Genomic DNA, 15,171 nt, shown 5'->3' on the forward strand with positions numbered 1-15,171 from the left:
AGGGATCGATCAGAACAGGGTGTTCGCGGTCATCGCCAGATGCTCGACGATCGGCCCGAGCGCGAGCGCCGGGAAGAACGTGAGGCCTCCAACGATGAGGATCACGCCGACAACCAGCCCGACGAACAGACCGCCTGTTGTGGGAAGCGTGCCGGCGGATGGCGGGATCGACTTCTTCTGTGCGAGCGATCCGGCCAGCGCCATGGCGGGCACGATCATGAAGAAGCGGCCGACCAGCATCGAGCACGCCAGCGTCAGATTGTAGAACAGCGTGTTGCCGGTGAGGCCGCCGAACGCCGAGCCGTTGTTGCCGGTCGCGGACGTGAAGGCATAGAGCACCTCGCTGAAGCCGTGCGGGCCCGCATTGGCCATCGAGGCGACAGCCGACGGCAGGACGACGGCGACCGCGGTCCAGCCGAGATACATCAGCGGCAGGATCAGAATGGCGAGCATCGCCATCTTGACCTCACGCGCCTCGATCTTCTTGCCGACATATTCCGGCGTGCGGCCGACCATCAGGCCGGCAACGAAGATCGCCAGCACGACGAACAGCAGCATGCCGTAGAGACCGGCGCCGACGCCGCCGATGATCAGCTCGCCGAGCTGCATGTTGATCAGCGGGATCATGCCGCCGAGCGCCGTGAACGAATCGTGCATGGCGTTGACCGCACCGCAGGAGGCCGCAGTGGTGACGACGGCGAACAGCGCCGATGCCACGATGCCGAAGCGGACTTCCTTGCCTTCCATATTGCCGCCGGAGAGGCCGAGCGCATGCATGATCGACGTGCCCGAGGCCTCTGCCCAGTAAGTGACGGCAACGCCGGCGATAAAGAGCACGCCCATCACGGCCAGAATGGCCCAGCCCTGGCGCTGGTTGCCCACCATGCGGCCGAACACGTTGGTGAGCGCCGCGCCGATCGCGAAGATCGAAAGCATCTGGACGAAGTTCGACAAGGCCGTCGGATTCTCGAACGGATGCGCGGCATTGACGTTGAAGAAGCCGCCGCCGTTGGTGCCCAGCATCTTGATCGCAATTTGCGATGCGACCGGACCCACCGCGATGGTCTGTTTGGCGCCCTCGAGCGTGGTCGCGTCGACATAGGCGCCGAGCGTTTGCGGAATGCCCTGCCAGACCAGAAACAGCGCGTAAACAATGCAGATCGGCAGCAGCACGTACAGCGTGGTGCGAGTGACATCGACCCAGAAATTTCCGACGGTACGCGCGGACGAGCGGGCGAAGCCGCGGATCAGCGCCACGGCGATCGCGATGCCCGTCGCGGCCGACAGGAAGTTCTGATGGGTCAGGCCGAGCATCTGGGTCAGATATGACAGCGTACTCTCGCCGCCGTAGTTCTGCCAGTTGGTGTTGGTGATGAAGCTGGCGGCGGTGTTGAACGACAAATCCGGCGCGACGGCGGACTGTTCCATCGGATTGAAGGGCAGTACGGCCTGGAAGCGCATCAGCACGTAGAGAATCACGAAGCCGCCGACGTGAAAGAGCAGCATCGCGACCGTGTAGGTCAGCCAGTGCTGCTCACGCTTCTCATCGACGCCGCCGATCCAGTAGAGTCCCGCCTCAACAGGGCGCAGGATCGGCGAGAGAAACGTGCGCTCGCCATTGAAGACGCGCGTCATATAGCCGCCGAGCGGCTTCACCAGCGCGACGATAATCGCGCAGAACAACAGAATTTGAATCCAGCCAATGACAGTCATGGTCGTGTGCTTTCGTGAAATTGCGCGCCTGCTCGCTCGAGGAAGCGGCGCTTAGAACCGTTCAGGCCGCAGCAGCGCGTAGGTCAGGTAAACCAGCAGCCCGGCGGAAACGACGCCAGCGAGTGCGTAATCGAAGATCATGATCGTTCTCCCTCAGAGTCTGTCGCAGGCGTAGGCGTAGCCCACCGACAACACGAAGAAGCCCAATCCGAGGGCCAGCATGATGATGTCCAACATTGAATGCTCCTTGGCGGTGCGACGGCACCATCGATGCGGGCGCTGTCTCGTGCGTCTCAACCGAAGCACGAGCACATCCCGCAGCTTCTGCACGGGATGGAATGGCATCAGCGCCATAGGGTTTCGAGATGGGCGGGACCGCGACGTTATAGGAATCTTATAAAGGCTCCGTGGTTTCCGTTGCGCCGCTGCAGCATCGGCCGGCCGGCGATGCAAAGCGCCCTATATGATCCGAACAGCAATAAGGGGAGCGTCACGATTGCTCTGGATTTGGCCGGGATTGCTCTATGACTTTGCCGGAACCATTGCTTGTCGTGGTGACCGGGGTCGCGCCGGAAGCCCTTTCCACAAACCATGCCGCCCGTCCGGTCCAACCGGCTTCAGCTTCGATCCTGGCTGTGGACGACAAGGCCCAACGGTAGCGGCGAAAGCCTGTTTCAGGCGGCCGCTGCCCATTCGGTCGAGATGACGCTGCAGAATGGCAGGGCTGGCTGCGTGCTGCGGATTGGCGATTGCGTTACAGAGCTCAACGCTGGTCTTGCGAAAGAAACTGAAGCCGGTTGATTGCGTGTCCCGCCCGTCGATCTCGGTCGCGATTGCATGGACTGCCAGTCTGTCGTTGTTGTCCAATGTGACTGCAAATCGCAGCAACGCCAACAGCCAGGACTGAACCAGCTTCTCACTGCGCTCGCCGGTGTCTGTCATGCGCTTCAGCCGCAGTTCAACGACTCAGGCCTCGCGCCGTTGCAGGCCAGCGCTACGGCCTGCGCAACCTCCGCTTTTGCCGGCTCTGTCAGTTCAACAAGCGGCAGACGGAGACGGGGCGACATCAGGCCAAACAGGCTGAGCGCATACTTCAGCGGAGCGGGAGTAGCCTCCCGCAGCAATGCATCCGTCAGTTGCCCGATCCGGAATGCGGAGTGCCGCGCAAACCGCAATTCACCCTGCTTGCAATTGAGATACAGTTGCCGGCAGAGTTGCGGCACGACGTTCGATGTCACCGACATGCATCCGTCGCCTCCGTGAACCAGGAAGGCCGGCGCGGTCCTGTCGTCTCCCGACAGCAGCCGGAAATCCGGCCGAACCAGCGGCCGCAAACGCAACGGGCGCGCAACATCGCCGGTTGCATCTCTCACGCCGATGAACTGATCCGATTCCGCAAGCCGCACGAGAGTGTCATCCGCCAGCTCGCGGACCGTTCGGGATGGAACATCGTGCAGAATGATCGGCAGCCGCGTCGAATCCGCGATGGTCCGGAAGTGGGCATAGATGCCTGCCTGCGTCGGCTTGTTATAGTAAGGCACCACGGACAGCACCGCGTCGGCGCCGTCCGCCTCGGCCCGCCTTGACAACTCAATGGCCTGGCTCGTCGAGTTGGAGCCCGCGCCGGCAATAACCGCCGCACGGCCACGTGAAGCCTGGACTGCGATACGAACAAGGGCCGAATGCTCCGGCAGCGACAGCGTCGAGTCTTCCCCAGTCGTTTCTCCGACCACAAGCGCTTTCGCGCCGGCCGCGATCTGACGCTCGCATAATTGCCTGAACGCGGCCGCGTCGATTTCGTCGTTGTCGTCGAAAGGCGTCGGCAGATCGCAGATGTAGCCAGCTAACCAGGGAGCCGGATGGTTCATCGAAGGCATTTTTACGCCGCCTTGGCCATGTGGCTGAAACCGTGCCGATGCGCCGCGAGCACGAATTGCCGATGGCATTTCACACCGGCCTGGATTCGAAAGCCGAGTTGCTCCAGCCTGTCCCGAACCTTCAGGCCAAGGCCTTTCTCACAGGAATCGATCACGACGGCGATCGTCGCGTTCGCACTCAGAAAATGAGAAATCTGGGTCAACGCGGTTTCAAGGGCGTGAAGCGAATGTTGACCGACGACGAGTCCAATCGAATATTGCGCCCGTGGCACACAGGTGAGTGTCGTCGCGACCCGGAAATAACCCCGGCGCCGCAGTTCAAGATCGATTTCCGCACTCTCGCTGCCGGCGACGGCAATCCGGTGAAGGCTGGACGGGCGTGTGAGTTCGATCATGGTTCGGATGATCTGCTCGCGCGCGGGATCTGATACTGGCTTAAGCATTGTCATGTCCGGACTGGCAGGGGGTTGAAACGATGCCTCACGCGGCCCGCCGCTGAGCGGCGCTTTCGTCGTTGGCGCGTGCCGGCGCGAGATCGAAGGAGTGTGGCGTCCGGCCCATGTCGATCTCGAGTCCATTTGGTGCCGTCACCACGGCCTCGGGCCGGTGGCCATTCTCGAACAGTGCATATCGGATCGCCTCGGCGCGGTTAATGAAAAGGCCGCCGAAAAGACCGTGCTCTTCCTGGGCAACCCAGTTGCCGCGACTGTTTTTACCGACAAATACAAGTCCGGAGCGACACGACGGAGGTTCAGTCTGCTTCACGATTCGTCTCCTGATGAGAGCTTTGTTGGAGAGATGGAGGACTGCCTGAGGGCAATCCTGTGGAGTTGCACTCCGCCAATATCCGATCACCGGCATATGAATTCGAGAACAGAGCCATGGCTGTCTCATAGGGAAAGTAAAGTGATGGAGGCCGGGGATTGCGAGTTGCGGGTCAGGAGCCGCCCGCCTGATTGATGGTCAGCGTCAGGCAGTAGAGGGCGCCATAAGCGGCGCCCTCATCCCAATGCGTCAGCGTCGAACCCAGCGGCAATTCTCTGCGCAGTATCGCAGCGAGGGTGCAGAGGATCGTCGAGAACCACAACAGCGCCGCAAGGCTCCTGCCGAAACCGACACTTCCCAGCGTCGCGAAGACGCAGAGGGCGACGATCCGCAAACAGAACCGGACAAACACTTGCGTGGATATCGCGCCGTTCGGCGTGTTGGGTGACTGCGCCATGTCTTGGAAGCGTTTCTTTATATCTAGTCCGAACACCTTCACGCAGCGACCGCGATTCAGGTGAAGTTCTCGCAGGACACTGAAGGCTGCTGCGGCGAGACACCGAGACCGGTGGGACGGCGCGCGTCTTCGACAATTTCGCCATCGCGCCTCTTTGCTTCGACGAATGCCTTGAGCAAAGCCAGCGGCAGCTCGGAATGGCTGGTCTCGACTGCCTGATCCAGCCAATCAGGAAGATCACGCTGGAGGGAGAGCGCGCAGTGCCATTCACCCTCGTCATACACCAGGCGACGCAGCCTCCATCGCGGCAGTTCCGTCTCCATGAGCATCACGACCGCGTCAGTCCAGGCGCCGGCCTCTATCAGCTCGCGCAGATGCGCAGCGGCGCGGCCCTGACCCGAGACCGGAAGGCGATCGCAGCATTCCGCGATGATCTCCGACACGAGACCGGCCGTCACCACATCGGTGGACTGCAAGCGATCCGCGGCTTTGCCCAGCCGTTCTGCGGGCGTGAGATGGAATAACATGGCGGGCTCCTCTCGATAGCGACCATGCATGGTCACGCTATCCAGATGAGCGAAACGTCATTGGAATTCGAGAGGGAAGCGCCGCCGCGAATATAGCCATCCCATAGGATTTGCAGGCGCAAGATATAGGCGGCTCATCGACAGGCGCGCGGCCGTCAGATCTGCCAGAGTGCCCGCGATGTCGGGAAACTCACCTCCGCAAGCCGCACCGCGTCCTCGTTCTGGTCGAGGGCGACATACTGGCCCTGCCAGTAGGTCAGCGCCGGCTTGCCCCGCGAGACCCGCAAATCGAGCACGCGCCCGATCACGATGGCATGCGAATGGCGCTCCACGATATGCTCGACCTCGCAGTCGAACGCGGCCAGCGCACCGGCCAGCAACGGCACGCCGGAAACGAGGCTGATCCACTCCGCGCCGGCAAAGCGCTCGGCGCCCTTCAGCCCGCCGATCCCGGAAAACCGCTCCGCAATATCGATATGATCGGAGCTGAGAATGTTGACGCCGAACACACCATGCCGCTGCAGCAGCGGCCACGACGATGCCTTGCGGTTGATGCTGACGATCAGCGTTGCCGGTTCAACCGACAGCGATGACACCGATGTCACGGTCATGCCGGACAGATCGTTGCCCCGTCCCGCCGTAATGACACTGACACCACCAGCGAGCGAGCGCATCGCGTTCCGAAAATTGTCGACCGACGCCTCGAGCCTGCTTTCACGAATATTGCGGACAACCGAATTCATGACGGCCTCATGCGCCGGCCAGTTCGCCGGTCTCCTTGAGCAGTTCGCGCAGAATGCTGCCTTCCAGTGCCGCGAGCTCCGCCGAGCCGCGCTGGCGCGGGCGCGCCTGATCGACATTGATATCCTGCGCAATCCGGCCGTCATCGATCACCAGGACACGATCCGCCAGGGCCACGGCTTCCGACACGTCGTGCGTCACAAGGATCGCGGTGAACCCCTGATCGCGCCAGACACGCTCAAGCAGCCGCTGCATCGAAATCCGCGTCAGCGCATCGAGCGCGCCGAGCGGCTCGTCGAAGGCAAGAACGCGCGGATGACTGACCAGCGCACGCGCCAGCGCCACGCGTTGCTTCTGTCCGCCGGAGAGAACCGCCGGCCACTGATCCCGCTTGTCATCGAGACCGACCTCGACAAGTGCCTCGTCAGCACGCGTCTTCGCGTCGGTTGTGTCGCGATCGCGGCCGAGCCCGACTTCGACGTTCGATAATACCCGCGCCCATGGCAGCAGCCGCGGTTCCTGAAACATTACACGGACATGATCGCTGGGGCTGCCTTCATGATTGCCGAACTCGATCGTGCCCCCTGTGGGCTTATCGAGGCCCGCGATCAGGCGCAGCAGCGTGCTCTTGCCGCACCCCGACCTGCCCACGATGGCAACGAACTGCCCCGCCGGGATATGCAGATCGATCCCGCGCAGCACCTCGTTACTACCGAAGGACTTGCGAAGGCCCCGGATCGTCAACGACAGCGCCCGGGGCGCAACCGGCTCGCGTTTGTCTCCGCGAACGAAGGCCGCGCGGCGAATCAGTTCTGCGGCCTGCAAACTTTCGGCACTCGATGGCACAAGTCGAACCAGTTGCTGCATGAGAGCCTCAATGTTTCTGGAATGCCGGGTGCCAGGACAGCGTGAACCGCTCCAGCACGCGTGCGGTTGAATCCGCCACCTTGCCGAGCAAGGCGTAGATCAGAATGCTAAGGACGACGACGTCGATCAGCATGAACTCGCGCGCCTGCATCGCCATGTAACCGAGCCCGGACGACGCCGCGATGGTTTCCGCCACGATCAGCGTCAGCCACATGATGCCGAGCGCGAAGCGCAGGCCCACGAAGATCGACGGCAGTGCGCCGGGGAAGATCACGCGGCGGAACAGTTCGCCGTTGCCCATGCCGTAGATTCGGCCCATTTCGATGAGCTGTGGATCGACGGTGCGGATGCCGTGGAGCGTGTTGAGATAGATCGGAAAGAACACGCCGAGCGCGACCAGAAACAGTTTCGCCGACTCGTCGATGCCGAACCACAGGATCACCAGCGGGATCAGCGCGAGATGCGGCACGTTGCGCACCATCTGCAGCGTGGTGTCGGTGAGCTTGTTGCTGAGCTGCGACAGGCCATTGGCCAGCCCGAAAATGAACCCGATGCCGCCGCCGATCAGAAAGCCGACGCTCGCGCGCCAGAAGCTGACCCAGATATTGCGGACCAGCTCACCCGACAGCAGCAGCTTCCACCCCGCCACCGCCACATCGGACGGCGCAGGCAACACCCGCGCCGAAACAAATCCGGTGACGCAGGCCACCTGCCAGACCAGCAGAATGACGAGCGGCACGATCCACTGCGTCAGCCCGTCGGCGCGCGGAATGCGAAAGCTGCGCGAACGCGCTTGTGACAGGGTTTCTGCGAGACTCATGACGACGAGGCCTGCTTCTGGGGACGGAAGTCGTTGCCGATGGTCTCGCCGAACGGCCCGGTGTTGACGCGCAGATGCGCAACATTGGACTGGTTCAGGTTGAGCAGCGGGAACACCAGTTCGGCGAAGCGATAGGCCTCTTCGAGATGCGGATAGCCGGACATGATGAAGGTATCGACACCGGCGTCCTGATACTCCTTGATGCGCGCCGCCACCGTCTGTGGGTCCCCGACCAGCGCTGTCCCGGCACCGCCGCGCACCAGGCCGACACCGGCCCACAGGTTCGGGCTGATCTCGAGCTTGTCGCGGCGCCCGCCGTGAAGCTGCGCCATCCGCTGCTGGCCGACAGAATCCATCCGCGAGAAGATCTTCTGCGCCGCGGCAATGGTGTCATCGGTCACGTACCGAATAAGTTCGTCCGCCGCCCGCCACGCTGCCTCGTTGGTCTCGCGTACAATGACATGCAGGCGAATGCCGAAGGTCAGCTTGCGGCCTTTCTTGGCTGCCGCGGCCTTCACTTTCGCAATCTTCTCGGCCACCTGCGCCGGGGGCTCGCCCCAGGTGAGATACTTGTCGACGGTGTCGACCGCGACATCGATACCGGCGTCCGACGAGCCGCCGAAATACAGCGGCGGGCGCGGCGATTGCACCGGCTCGAACAGCAGCCGGCCATCCTCGATCGAGATATGCTTGCCCTTCACGTTGACGGTCTTGCCGGCGAGCAGATCGCTGTAGATGTTCAGGAACTCGCGCGTCACGGCGTAGCGCTCGTCGTGATCGAGGAAGATGCCGTCGCCCCTGTTCTCGACCGGATCGCCGCCGGTCACGACATTGATCAGCAGCCGCCCGTTCGACACCCGGTCCAGTGTCGCGGTCATGCGCGCCGCGACGCTCGGCGACTGCAGACCGGGACGCACGGCGACGAGATAACGCAGCCGCTCGGTCCAGGGCGCGACCGCGGACGCGACCACCCACGAATCTTCGCAGCTTCGCCCGGTCGGCAGCAGGACGCCGAAATAACCGAGTTGATCGGCAGCCTGCGCGATCTGGCGCAGATAGTTGAAGTTCACTTCGCGTCCGCCGGTGGTGGTGCCGAGATAGCGGCTGTCGCCATGGGTCGGCAGAAACCAGAGAACGTTGGCTGGATTGTTCGCGCTCATGATCCGGACTTTCTTGCAACGTCGGAAATCTTGATGGCCTTCGGGATCAGGCCGAGGGACAGGAACGTGTCTGCAACCTGCTGCTGCTCGGCAATCACGGCGTCGTTGATCGGCTTGATGCCGTAGGACTGACGCTTCAGCGCCAGTTCGAGCACCGGCACCGGCAAGCCCACCGACGGACTGAGTTGCTCGGCAACCGCCTTGATGTCCCCCTTGGCCCAGTCGTCGACTTCGCTCAGTTGCGCCAGCACCAGATCAACGACCTTCGGATCGGCGGCGAGGAATTTCTGCGACGAGAAATAGAACTGGTAATTGGAGACAATGCCGGAGCCGTCCGCGAGCGTGCGCGCCTGCGTCGCCACTTCCGCCGCTGCCTGGAACGGGTCCCAGATCACCCAGGCATCGACCGCGCCCTTCTCGAAGGCTGCGCGGGCGTCAGCCGGCGCAAGGAACACCGGCGTGATCTCGCTGTATTTGACGCCGGCCTTCTCCAGCGCCTTCACCAGCAGATAGTGAACATTCGAACCCTTGTTCAGCGCGACCTTCTTGCCCTTCAGATCGGCGACCGTTTTCAGCGAGCTGTCTTTTGGAACAAGGATGGCCTCGCCTTGCGGCGCAGGCGGCTCATAGGCGACGTACTGGATCGGCGCACCGGCGGCCTGCGCGAAAATCGGCGGGGCTTCGCCGGTATTGCCGAAGTCGATCGCACCGACGTTGAGCGCTTCGAGCAGCGGAGGGCCGGACGGGAATTCGGTCCAGACAACGTTATAGCCCAGCGCCTTCAGCCTGGGCTCGAGCGAGCCCTTGCTCTTCAGCAGCACCAGCTTGCCGTACTTCTGGAAGCCGATGCGGACGACCTTGTCCTGGGCCTGTGCAGACGTGACCGGCAGGAGCGCTGCAAGAGACAGCGCGACCGCGGCGGAGGCCGCCAGAGTGAGATTCGTAAACGCGCGGCGTGTGTGCATGGAAATATCCTTGTGAAGGAGAGCGGCTGGAGATCATGACGCGTCAGGTCTGCGGTGACTTCCAGACGATGTCCCGGACAGCGATCCGCTTCGGGATCAGTCCGAGTTTGTGGAAGCGATCAGCGACACCTTGCTGGGTCTCGATGATACCGTCGGTCACCGGGCCGATGGCGAACGAGGCGCGGCTCGCGGCCAGGGCTTGAATCTCGAGCGGCACACCGGTGATCTCGTGCAACGATTTTGCCACAGCATCGCGATTGTTCTCCGCCCAATGCGCCGCCACCTCCAGACCCGCGATCACGTCGCGCAGCGGCCCCGGTTGCCTATTGGCAAAGTCGCGATTGGCGATGAAGAAGGCGTTGGTCTTCGCGACCTCATACGCATTGATGAGAATGCGGGCGTTCTGCTTCTTCTCACCGATGGCAAAGTACGGATCCCACACCGCCCATGCATCGATGCTGCCGTTGGCGAAGGCCGGACCGGCATCCGGCGGCGTCAGATAGACCGGTGTGATGTCCTCATAGGCGAGCCCGACCTTTTCGAGCGTCTGCACGACAATGTTGTGGGCGCTTGAGCCTTTGGTGAAGCCGACCCGTTTTCCCTTGAGGTCCGCGATGGTGCGAATGGCGGAGCCCGGTGGAACCAGTATGCCCTGCCCGTTGCTGATCGGCGATGCCGCGGCATAAACGATGTTGGCGTTCGCAGCCTGCGCGAAGATCGGCGGCGAATCTCCAACCGCACCGAAATCCGCGGCGCCGTTGCTGATCGCTTCCAGCAGCGGCGGCCCCGATGTGAATTCGATCCATTTGACCGACACGCCGCTGGCAGCAAACCGCTTCTCAAGAGTTCCCTGCTGACGCGCAATCACAAGAACGCCGGTTTTCTGATAACCGATGCGAACTTCCTTCACCGCCGTCTGCGCGCGCGACACACCCTGCGATGCTGCAACGGCAACGGCCGCCGTAGACAGTTTCAGAAATTCCCGTCGCTTCATTCCAGATCTCCAGCACAGGAACGCGCATATCGCCGCGTCCTTGGTCTGGAATGATGATCACGCGAATTGGGAGTGTCGAGTGCTCTGGGAAAATAGCGATGCCCGCGCTGTCGTCATGCGCACGCTCAATACGAATGTTTCAGGAAGCGCACTGAACGCAGATTGATTTTCTGCATCGATTTTCATCACGCCGGTGTGAGCCAAACAAACTACAGCATTGAAGCCCCCCGATCCCTCATGCGCGCACAACAAGCAACAATTTGCCGACGCGCATTCGTTTCACTCCGCCGTCGAAATTGAGAATGAAACGCGCGGCGGGTATCGGAACTTTGGCAACTCATTGTCCGGCTTGTTTCCTACAGTCTCTCGCCAGAGGCCGTCATGATTGCGCTTCCCAAGCAAGGTCAGCGGATCACCCCATGCCAAGGATCAAGAAACGATGACGCAACGCTTCAGATTATCCGGTTCCAGATTGCTTTCCGGCGCACTCACCGCCGCATCGATCATGCTCGCAGCGACAGCATCGACCGCGCAGGACAAGCCCGCCGATCAAATCCGTATCGGCTTGCAGAAGTCATCGACATTGATCGCGGTTCTCCGCGCCAACGGCGAACTGGAGAAGGCGCTCGCGCCGCTCGGCGTGAAGGTCTCCTGGCATGAATTCTCCAGCGGCCTTCCACTGCTGGAGTCGCTGGGCGTCGGCAATCTCGATTTCGGCGCGGATGTCGCCGATACTGTTCCGATCTTCGCGCAGGCGGCCGGATCGAAGCTCGCTTATGTCGCAGAAGAGAGCGCGTCGCCCGCCGCGCAGGCGATTCTCGTAGCCAAGGATTCGCCGATCAAGACGCTGGCGGACTTGAAGGGCAAGAAAGTCGCGGTGACCAAGGGCGCCGGCAGCCACTATCTGCTGCTCGCGGCGCTTGGAAAGGCCGGATTGAACTTCAAGGACATCTCACCAGCCTATCTCGCCCCGGCCGACGGACGCGCGGCGTTCGTCAGCAGCAACGTCGATGCGTGGGTGGCGTGGGACCCGTTCCTGACCAGCGCGCAGCGGCAGTCCGGCGCACGGGTTCTCAGCGACGGCAGCGGCGGCCTTGCAAGTTACAAACGTTACTATCTTGCCTCGGAAGCCTTCGCAGATCGCCGGAGCGACGTGCTGAACATCGTGTTCGCCAAGCTGCGCGAGACAGGCAAGTGGGTGAAAGCCAATCCGAAGGACGCCGCCACGCTGCTCGCCGGACTGTGGGGTATCGACGCTGCGACCGTCGAGGAAGCCAACAGCCACCGCAGCTACGGCGTCGGCGCTGTCACGCCTGCGGGCCTCACCGAGCAGCAGAAAATCGCCGATGCCTTCCTCGGCGAAGGTTTGATCCCGAAGAAGCTGGATACCGCCGCGGTCAGGATCTGGACGCCACAAGCGCCATGATGTCCTGACGACTCACGACGAACGCTTCGCCGCCAATGCTGCTCCGACAATCGTCAGCACCTGCGGCGGAATTTCACGCGGAGCGTTCAGATCACCGTCGTCCGGCAGGTCCGGCACCAGCGTCGGCTGCGGCATCAACGAATGACGAACGCAATTGCGGCCGTCGGACTTTGCGCGGTAAAGCGCGGCGTCGGCGGCTTCGACCAGCCGCCGCCACGCAAACTGTCCGAGATTGCCCCTGGCGACACCGAAGCTCGCCGTCACGGTCAGCACGGCGCCGCTGGACAGAACGATCTCGTTGGTTTCCAGCGCGGCGCGAATTCGCTTTGCCAGGGCGTTCGCTTCGCTGAGATCGTGCCCCGGAATCAGGATGACGAACTCCTCGCCGCCAAAGCGGGCGAAGATATCGTTCTGGCCCAGCATCGGGCGCACCCGCCGCACGGTCTCTTTAAGGACATGATCGCCTTCGAGATGGCCATAACGGTCGTTGATCGATTTGAAATGATCGATGTCCATGAGAATCAGGCAGGCGCCGTCCGCCATCACCTGACTGCTGGTGTGACTCTCGCCGATCATGTCGAGCGCGCGGCGATTCATCAGCCCGGTCAGACCGTCGGTCTCCGCCTGCTGCTTGAGCTTCTTTGTCAGCGAGGCGCGCTCGGCCAGACTGTCGCGCAGAATCGCGATGGCATCGAACAGCCGCCGCATCTCGGTGGCGTCGTGATGCGGCTCTGGATAAGGCACGGTGGGCCGATCTTCCGCCAGCACGATCACGGCTTCCCGCGCCCGCATCAGCGGACCGAACACAAAGCGCTGGGCTGCAATCAGCAGGCCGACCATAATGGCAAGAATGACTGTCGTGATGGCGATCGTCACCACAAGGGTCGCAAGGGCGCCGTTGCGCAGCGCGGTCAGTCGCTCAATGGTGACGTCGAGAAAATCTCCGCGCAGACGCTCGAGCGGCTTCAGGGTGTTGACGAAACGGACGGTGAACTCGTCGGCCGTCATGGAGTAATTGCCGGATTTGCGGCCCTCCGCGATCAGGCCATCAAGAATGCCAAGGCCCTCGCCGAAAAACATCAGTTCAATATCGCCCAGATCAGACGCAAGACGCGGATCGTGAATACCGATCACCTTCTGATTTCCAGCCAACCGCCACAGTTCGAGGATGCGGCCACGCGTCCGGTTGCTGTCGACAAGATGCTTTAGCTGCAACGGCTGACTGACGGCAATCGGCGCCATGATCTGCGACGCGATCCTGCCGCCAAACTCGCGCAGTTCGCCGAATATTCGCCCGATCATCACCGGCGCGGCCAGTTCGGGATTCTGCGCCGTCAGATCGCCGGCTTTCCATACGATGACGGATTGAAAGATATCGACCACGTCAAACATGCTCTCGATGACGGACTGCACGTCTTGCAGACCGCGGCGTTCGCGCGGAATGGCCGCGACGCGATCCACCTCCTGCCGACCCTTCTGAAGCTGCGCCTTGGTCGGAGCGAGCAATTCCGCAGGAACGCCGGCGTTCGTGGACAATTGATCGAGAATCGCGTCCGACCGCGCGCGGAATGCGGTGAGACGTTCACGCAGCGCACCGTGCTCCGCGGCGGTCGCACCCAGCACGCTGTTCGACGGCCCGCGTTCAGCCGAAAGAAGATTGGCGGTATCGAGGATCAGCCGGAAACTCTCCAGCCCGCGGAGATTCTGCCGGGCGTGCCGATAGTCGTCGAGCGACTGGCCGATCACACTGATGGCAAGGATCGCTGTGCAGATGAGCGCTAGACCTGTGCCGATCAGCAGCTTGCGGCGCAGGCTGTAATCGCCGCCGCACGGCAAGCAGCGCATGAGCTGGAGTTTGACCCGTTGCAAAGCTGCTCGGAGATAGCTGATGGACCGGGGGGTCATCGTTCTGGCTGGTCCTTCACAACGACATTTCGCGTTCGCTGCCATAGGCGCATGGGTGAATTTCATTTGAGTAAAATGACACGGTTAAGATTGCGTCCAAAATGACAACGCCGCTGAAAAGCAATTGCTTTCATGAAAAATGCCGCGCAAACACGGGCAGTGGCATAGCGTCTGCCTGCCTGTTTCGAATGCGTTAGGGGAAAATTCAGCTTAACACATCGCGCCGTGTATAACAGGCGACATCATCGATCATGCGCGTCATCTGCGCACGCGAACGCGTGCCGCCACAATGACGGCGCGCGGCGCGATCTTTCGATTCAGGAACGAGGCGTGCGGCGGGGGCGAGGCTGCTGGATGCCTTGGCCCGTTTGGGACAGCCAGTAATTCGGCTGGCAATAACTGCCGGTTTCCGACACCGCGGTCTGGCACTGCTCCAGCGTATCGTATCGGCAATCGCCCGGCCCGCCTCCGGTATTTCTGCAAAATGGATAGTCTTTCGCCGTGGCCGGAGCCGCGCCAAATGCCGAAAGCGCAGCGAGAGCCACCGCGGCCAAAATGATCTTGTGCCCATTCATTGCTCGTAATCTCCGATCCAGGTCTATTTGCGCGGATCAAGCGATCCTCCAGCGTCGCTGTACGGTCAAGAAACGAATGTGTGAGCATGAATGATAGAGCAACTGAAGAAAATTGAGGCTAGAGCCGCCGGATGATCCGGCAACATGCGCTTGAACAGCGCGATCATTCGCTCGGCTTCTTTCGGCTTGAGGGTGATGGCGTGGCGGACCGCCGCGGCAATCAGTGTCATGGTCAGACGGGCGGTTGCCGCCAGTGTTGCGACATCACGTCGCGGCGCGCGACGTCTCCGACCATGTCCGCATGACCGCGGCAACCGGCCGGACGATTGCCTCGGCCGCAGCCAGCGTATTGTTCGTGGCCGCTCTTGTCGCGCGCTGA

Annotated in this window: 19 protein-coding genes; 3 read left to right on the plus strand and 16 right to left on the minus strand. The window is 62.0% G+C overall.

Annotation, left to right across the window (positions count from 1 at the left end; genetic code table 11):
• Positions 1–9: 9 nt before the first annotated feature.
• The 4 genes from kdpA to dapA all read right to left on the minus strand — a co-directional run bounded on the left by kdpA (position 10) and on the right by dapA (position 3,590).
• Complete coding sequence (gene kdpA / locus AC1RM7_RS12805; protein WP_024921245.1) at positions 10–1,713, minus strand: potassium-transporting ATPase subunit KdpA; 1,704 nt, start codon at positions 1,711–1,713, stop codon at positions 10–12.
• Between the two features lie 51 nt (positions 1,714–1,764).
• A complete protein-coding gene (locus AC1RM7_RS12810; protein WP_006023596.1) occupies positions 1,765–1,854 on the minus strand; it encodes a K(+)-transporting ATPase subunit F in 90 nt (29 codons plus the stop codon).
• Positions 1,855–2,235: 381 nt separating this feature from the next.
• Complete coding sequence (locus AC1RM7_RS12815) at positions 2,236–2,655, minus strand: hypothetical protein (protein WP_152544187.1); 420 nt, start codon at positions 2,653–2,655, stop codon at positions 2,236–2,238.
• 5 nt (positions 2,656–2,660) lie between these two features.
• Entirely contained in the window at positions 2,661–3,590 is a 930-nt protein-coding gene (gene dapA, locus AC1RM7_RS12820; protein ID WP_024921243.1) for a 4-hydroxy-tetrahydrodipicolinate synthase, read from the minus strand.
• 20 nt (positions 3,591–3,610) lie between these two features.
• Between dapA and AC1RM7_RS12825 the strand changes: the two genes are divergently transcribed.
• The gene (locus AC1RM7_RS12825) at positions 3,611–4,018 is read left to right on the plus strand and encodes a hypothetical protein (protein ID WP_160166469.1); all 408 of its coding nucleotides are present in this window, start codon (positions 3,611–3,613) and stop codon (positions 4,016–4,018) included.
• 52 nt (positions 4,019–4,070) lie between these two features.
• Here AC1RM7_RS12825 and AC1RM7_RS12830 read toward each other — a convergent pair whose 3' ends face one another.
• The 9 genes from AC1RM7_RS12830 to AC1RM7_RS12870 all read right to left on the minus strand — a co-directional run bounded on the left by AC1RM7_RS12830 (position 4,071) and on the right by AC1RM7_RS12870 (position 10,886).
• Positions 4,071–4,355 carry a hypothetical protein gene (locus AC1RM7_RS12830; protein ID WP_024921241.1) on the minus strand — a complete coding sequence of 95 codons (285 nt, stop codon included), beginning with the start codon at positions 4,353–4,355 and terminating at the stop codon, positions 4,071–4,073.
• Between the two features lie 172 nt (positions 4,356–4,527).
• A complete protein-coding gene (locus tag AC1RM7_RS12835; protein WP_444826214.1) occupies positions 4,528–4,854 on the minus strand; it encodes a hypothetical protein in 327 nt (108 codons plus the stop codon).
• Positions 4,855–4,868: 14 nt separating this feature from the next.
• Positions 4,869–5,339 carry a hypothetical protein gene (locus AC1RM7_RS12840; protein ID WP_024921239.1) on the minus strand — a complete coding sequence of 157 codons (471 nt, stop codon included), beginning with the start codon at positions 5,337–5,339 and terminating at the stop codon, positions 4,869–4,871.
• A 155-nt stretch (positions 5,340–5,494) separates the two neighbouring features.
• Positions 5,495–6,082: a flavin reductase family protein gene (locus tag AC1RM7_RS12845; RefSeq protein ID WP_024921238.1), complete on the minus strand. Its 588-nt coding sequence runs from the start codon at positions 6,080–6,082 to the stop codon at positions 5,495–5,497.
• Positions 6,083–6,089: 7 nt separating this feature from the next.
• A complete protein-coding gene (locus AC1RM7_RS12850; protein ID WP_024921237.1) occupies positions 6,090–6,947 on the minus strand; it encodes an ATP-binding cassette domain-containing protein in 858 nt (285 codons plus the stop codon).
• A 7-nt stretch (positions 6,948–6,954) separates the two neighbouring features.
• Positions 6,955–7,767 carry an ABC transporter permease subunit gene (locus tag AC1RM7_RS12855; protein WP_006023588.1) on the minus strand — a complete coding sequence of 271 codons (813 nt, stop codon included), beginning with the start codon at positions 7,765–7,767 and terminating at the stop codon, positions 6,955–6,957.
• Positions 7,764–8,927, minus strand: a complete 1,164-nt coding sequence (gene ssuD / locus AC1RM7_RS12860) for an FMNH2-dependent alkanesulfonate monooxygenase (RefSeq protein WP_024921236.1) — start codon at positions 8,925–8,927, stop codon at positions 7,764–7,766. The genes AC1RM7_RS12855 and ssuD overlap by 4 nt, the downstream gene beginning before the upstream one ends.
• On the minus strand, positions 8,924–9,892 hold the full coding sequence (locus AC1RM7_RS12865) for a sulfonate ABC transporter substrate-binding protein (protein WP_024921235.1): 969 nt from the start codon (positions 9,890–9,892) through the stop codon (positions 8,924–8,926). Before AC1RM7_RS12865 ends, ssuD begins: the two co-directional genes overlap by 4 nt.
• Positions 9,893–9,935: 43 nt before the next feature.
• On the minus strand, positions 9,936–10,886 hold the full coding sequence (locus tag AC1RM7_RS12870; RefSeq protein ID WP_024921234.1) for a sulfonate ABC transporter substrate-binding protein: 951 nt from the start codon (positions 10,884–10,886) through the stop codon (positions 9,936–9,938).
• A 439-nt stretch (positions 10,887–11,325) separates the two neighbouring features.
• Here AC1RM7_RS12870 and AC1RM7_RS12875 point away from each other — a divergent pair, with 439 nt between their 5' ends.
• Positions 11,326–12,312, plus strand: a complete 987-nt coding sequence (locus AC1RM7_RS12875; protein ID WP_034460612.1) for an aliphatic sulfonate ABC transporter substrate-binding protein — start codon at positions 11,326–11,328, stop codon at positions 12,310–12,312.
• Positions 12,313–12,324: 12 nt separating this feature from the next.
• Here AC1RM7_RS12875 and AC1RM7_RS12880 read toward each other — a convergent pair whose 3' ends face one another.
• The 3 genes from AC1RM7_RS12880 to AC1RM7_RS12890 form a co-directional block, all read right to left on the minus strand.
• Complete coding sequence (locus tag AC1RM7_RS12880) at positions 12,325–14,157, minus strand: GGDEF domain-containing protein (protein ID WP_244434471.1); 1,833 nt, start codon at positions 14,155–14,157, stop codon at positions 12,325–12,327.
• 377 nt (positions 14,158–14,534) lie between these two features.
• Positions 14,535–14,792, minus strand: a complete 258-nt coding sequence (locus tag AC1RM7_RS12885) for a DUF3551 domain-containing protein (protein WP_006023582.1) — start codon at positions 14,790–14,792, stop codon at positions 14,535–14,537.
• A 65-nt stretch (positions 14,793–14,857) separates the two neighbouring features.
• Positions 14,858–15,022, minus strand: a complete 165-nt coding sequence (locus AC1RM7_RS12890; protein WP_430648576.1) for a hypothetical protein — start codon at positions 15,020–15,022, stop codon at positions 14,858–14,860.
• 23 nt (positions 15,023–15,045) lie between these two features.
• Here AC1RM7_RS12890 and AC1RM7_RS12895 point away from each other — a divergent pair, with 23 nt between their 5' ends.
• Positions 15,046–15,171 carry a hypothetical protein gene (locus AC1RM7_RS12895; RefSeq protein ID WP_275451137.1) on the plus strand — a complete coding sequence of 42 codons (126 nt, stop codon included), beginning with the start codon at positions 15,046–15,048 and terminating at the stop codon, positions 15,169–15,171.

This window comes from Afipia sp. GW822-FHT03D08, assembly GCF_058801645.1.

Excerpts from the sequence above, each read along its gene's own strand:
- kdpA (WP_024921245.1), bottom strand. The coding sequence starts at position 1,713 with ATGACTGTCATTGGCTGGATTCAAATTCTGTTGTTCTGCGCGATTATC.
- AC1RM7_RS12810 (WP_006023596.1), bottom strand. The coding sequence starts at position 1,854 with ATGATCTTCGATTACGCACTCGCTGGCGTCGTTTCCGCCGGGCTGCTG.
- AC1RM7_RS12815 (WP_152544187.1), bottom strand. The coding sequence starts at position 2,655 with ATGACAGACACCGGCGAGCGCAGTGAGAAGCTGGTTCAGTCCTGGCTG.
- dapA (WP_024921243.1), bottom strand. The coding sequence starts at position 3,590 with ATGCCTTCGATGAACCATCCGGCTCCCTGGTTAGCTGGCTACATCTGC.
- AC1RM7_RS12840 (WP_024921239.1), bottom strand. The coding sequence starts at position 5,339 with ATGTTATTCCATCTCACGCCCGCAGAACGGCTGGGCAAAGCCGCGGAT.
- AC1RM7_RS12845 (WP_024921238.1), bottom strand. The coding sequence starts at position 6,082 with ATGAATTCGGTTGTCCGCAATATTCGTGAAAGCAGGCTCGAGGCGTCG.
- AC1RM7_RS12850 (WP_024921237.1), bottom strand. The coding sequence starts at position 6,947 with ATGCAGCAACTGGTTCGACTTGTGCCATCGAGTGCCGAAAGTTTGCAG.
- AC1RM7_RS12855 (WP_006023588.1), bottom strand. The coding sequence starts at position 7,767 with ATGAGTCTCGCAGAAACCCTGTCACAAGCGCGTTCGCGCAGCTTTCGC.
- ssuD (WP_024921236.1), bottom strand. The coding sequence starts at position 8,927 with ATGAGCGCGAACAATCCAGCCAACGTTCTCTGGTTTCTGCCGACCCAT.
- AC1RM7_RS12865 (WP_024921235.1), bottom strand. The coding sequence starts at position 9,892 with ATGCACACACGCCGCGCGTTTACGAATCTCACTCTGGCGGCCTCCGCC.
- AC1RM7_RS12870 (WP_024921234.1), bottom strand. The coding sequence starts at position 10,886 with ATGAAGCGACGGGAATTTCTGAAACTGTCTACGGCGGCCGTTGCCGTT.
- AC1RM7_RS12875 (WP_034460612.1), top strand. The coding sequence starts at position 11,326 with ATGACGCAACGCTTCAGATTATCCGGTTCCAGATTGCTTTCCGGCGCA.
- AC1RM7_RS12880 (WP_244434471.1), bottom strand. The coding sequence starts at position 14,157 with ATGCGCTGCTTGCCGTGCGGCGGCGATTACAGCCTGCGCCGCAAGCTG.
- AC1RM7_RS12885 (WP_006023582.1), bottom strand. The coding sequence starts at position 14,792 with ATGAATGGGCACAAGATCATTTTGGCCGCGGTGGCTCTCGCTGCGCTT.
- AC1RM7_RS12890 (WP_430648576.1), bottom strand. The coding sequence starts at position 15,022 with ATGACACTGATTGCCGCGGCGGTCCGCCACGCCATCACCCTCAAGCCG.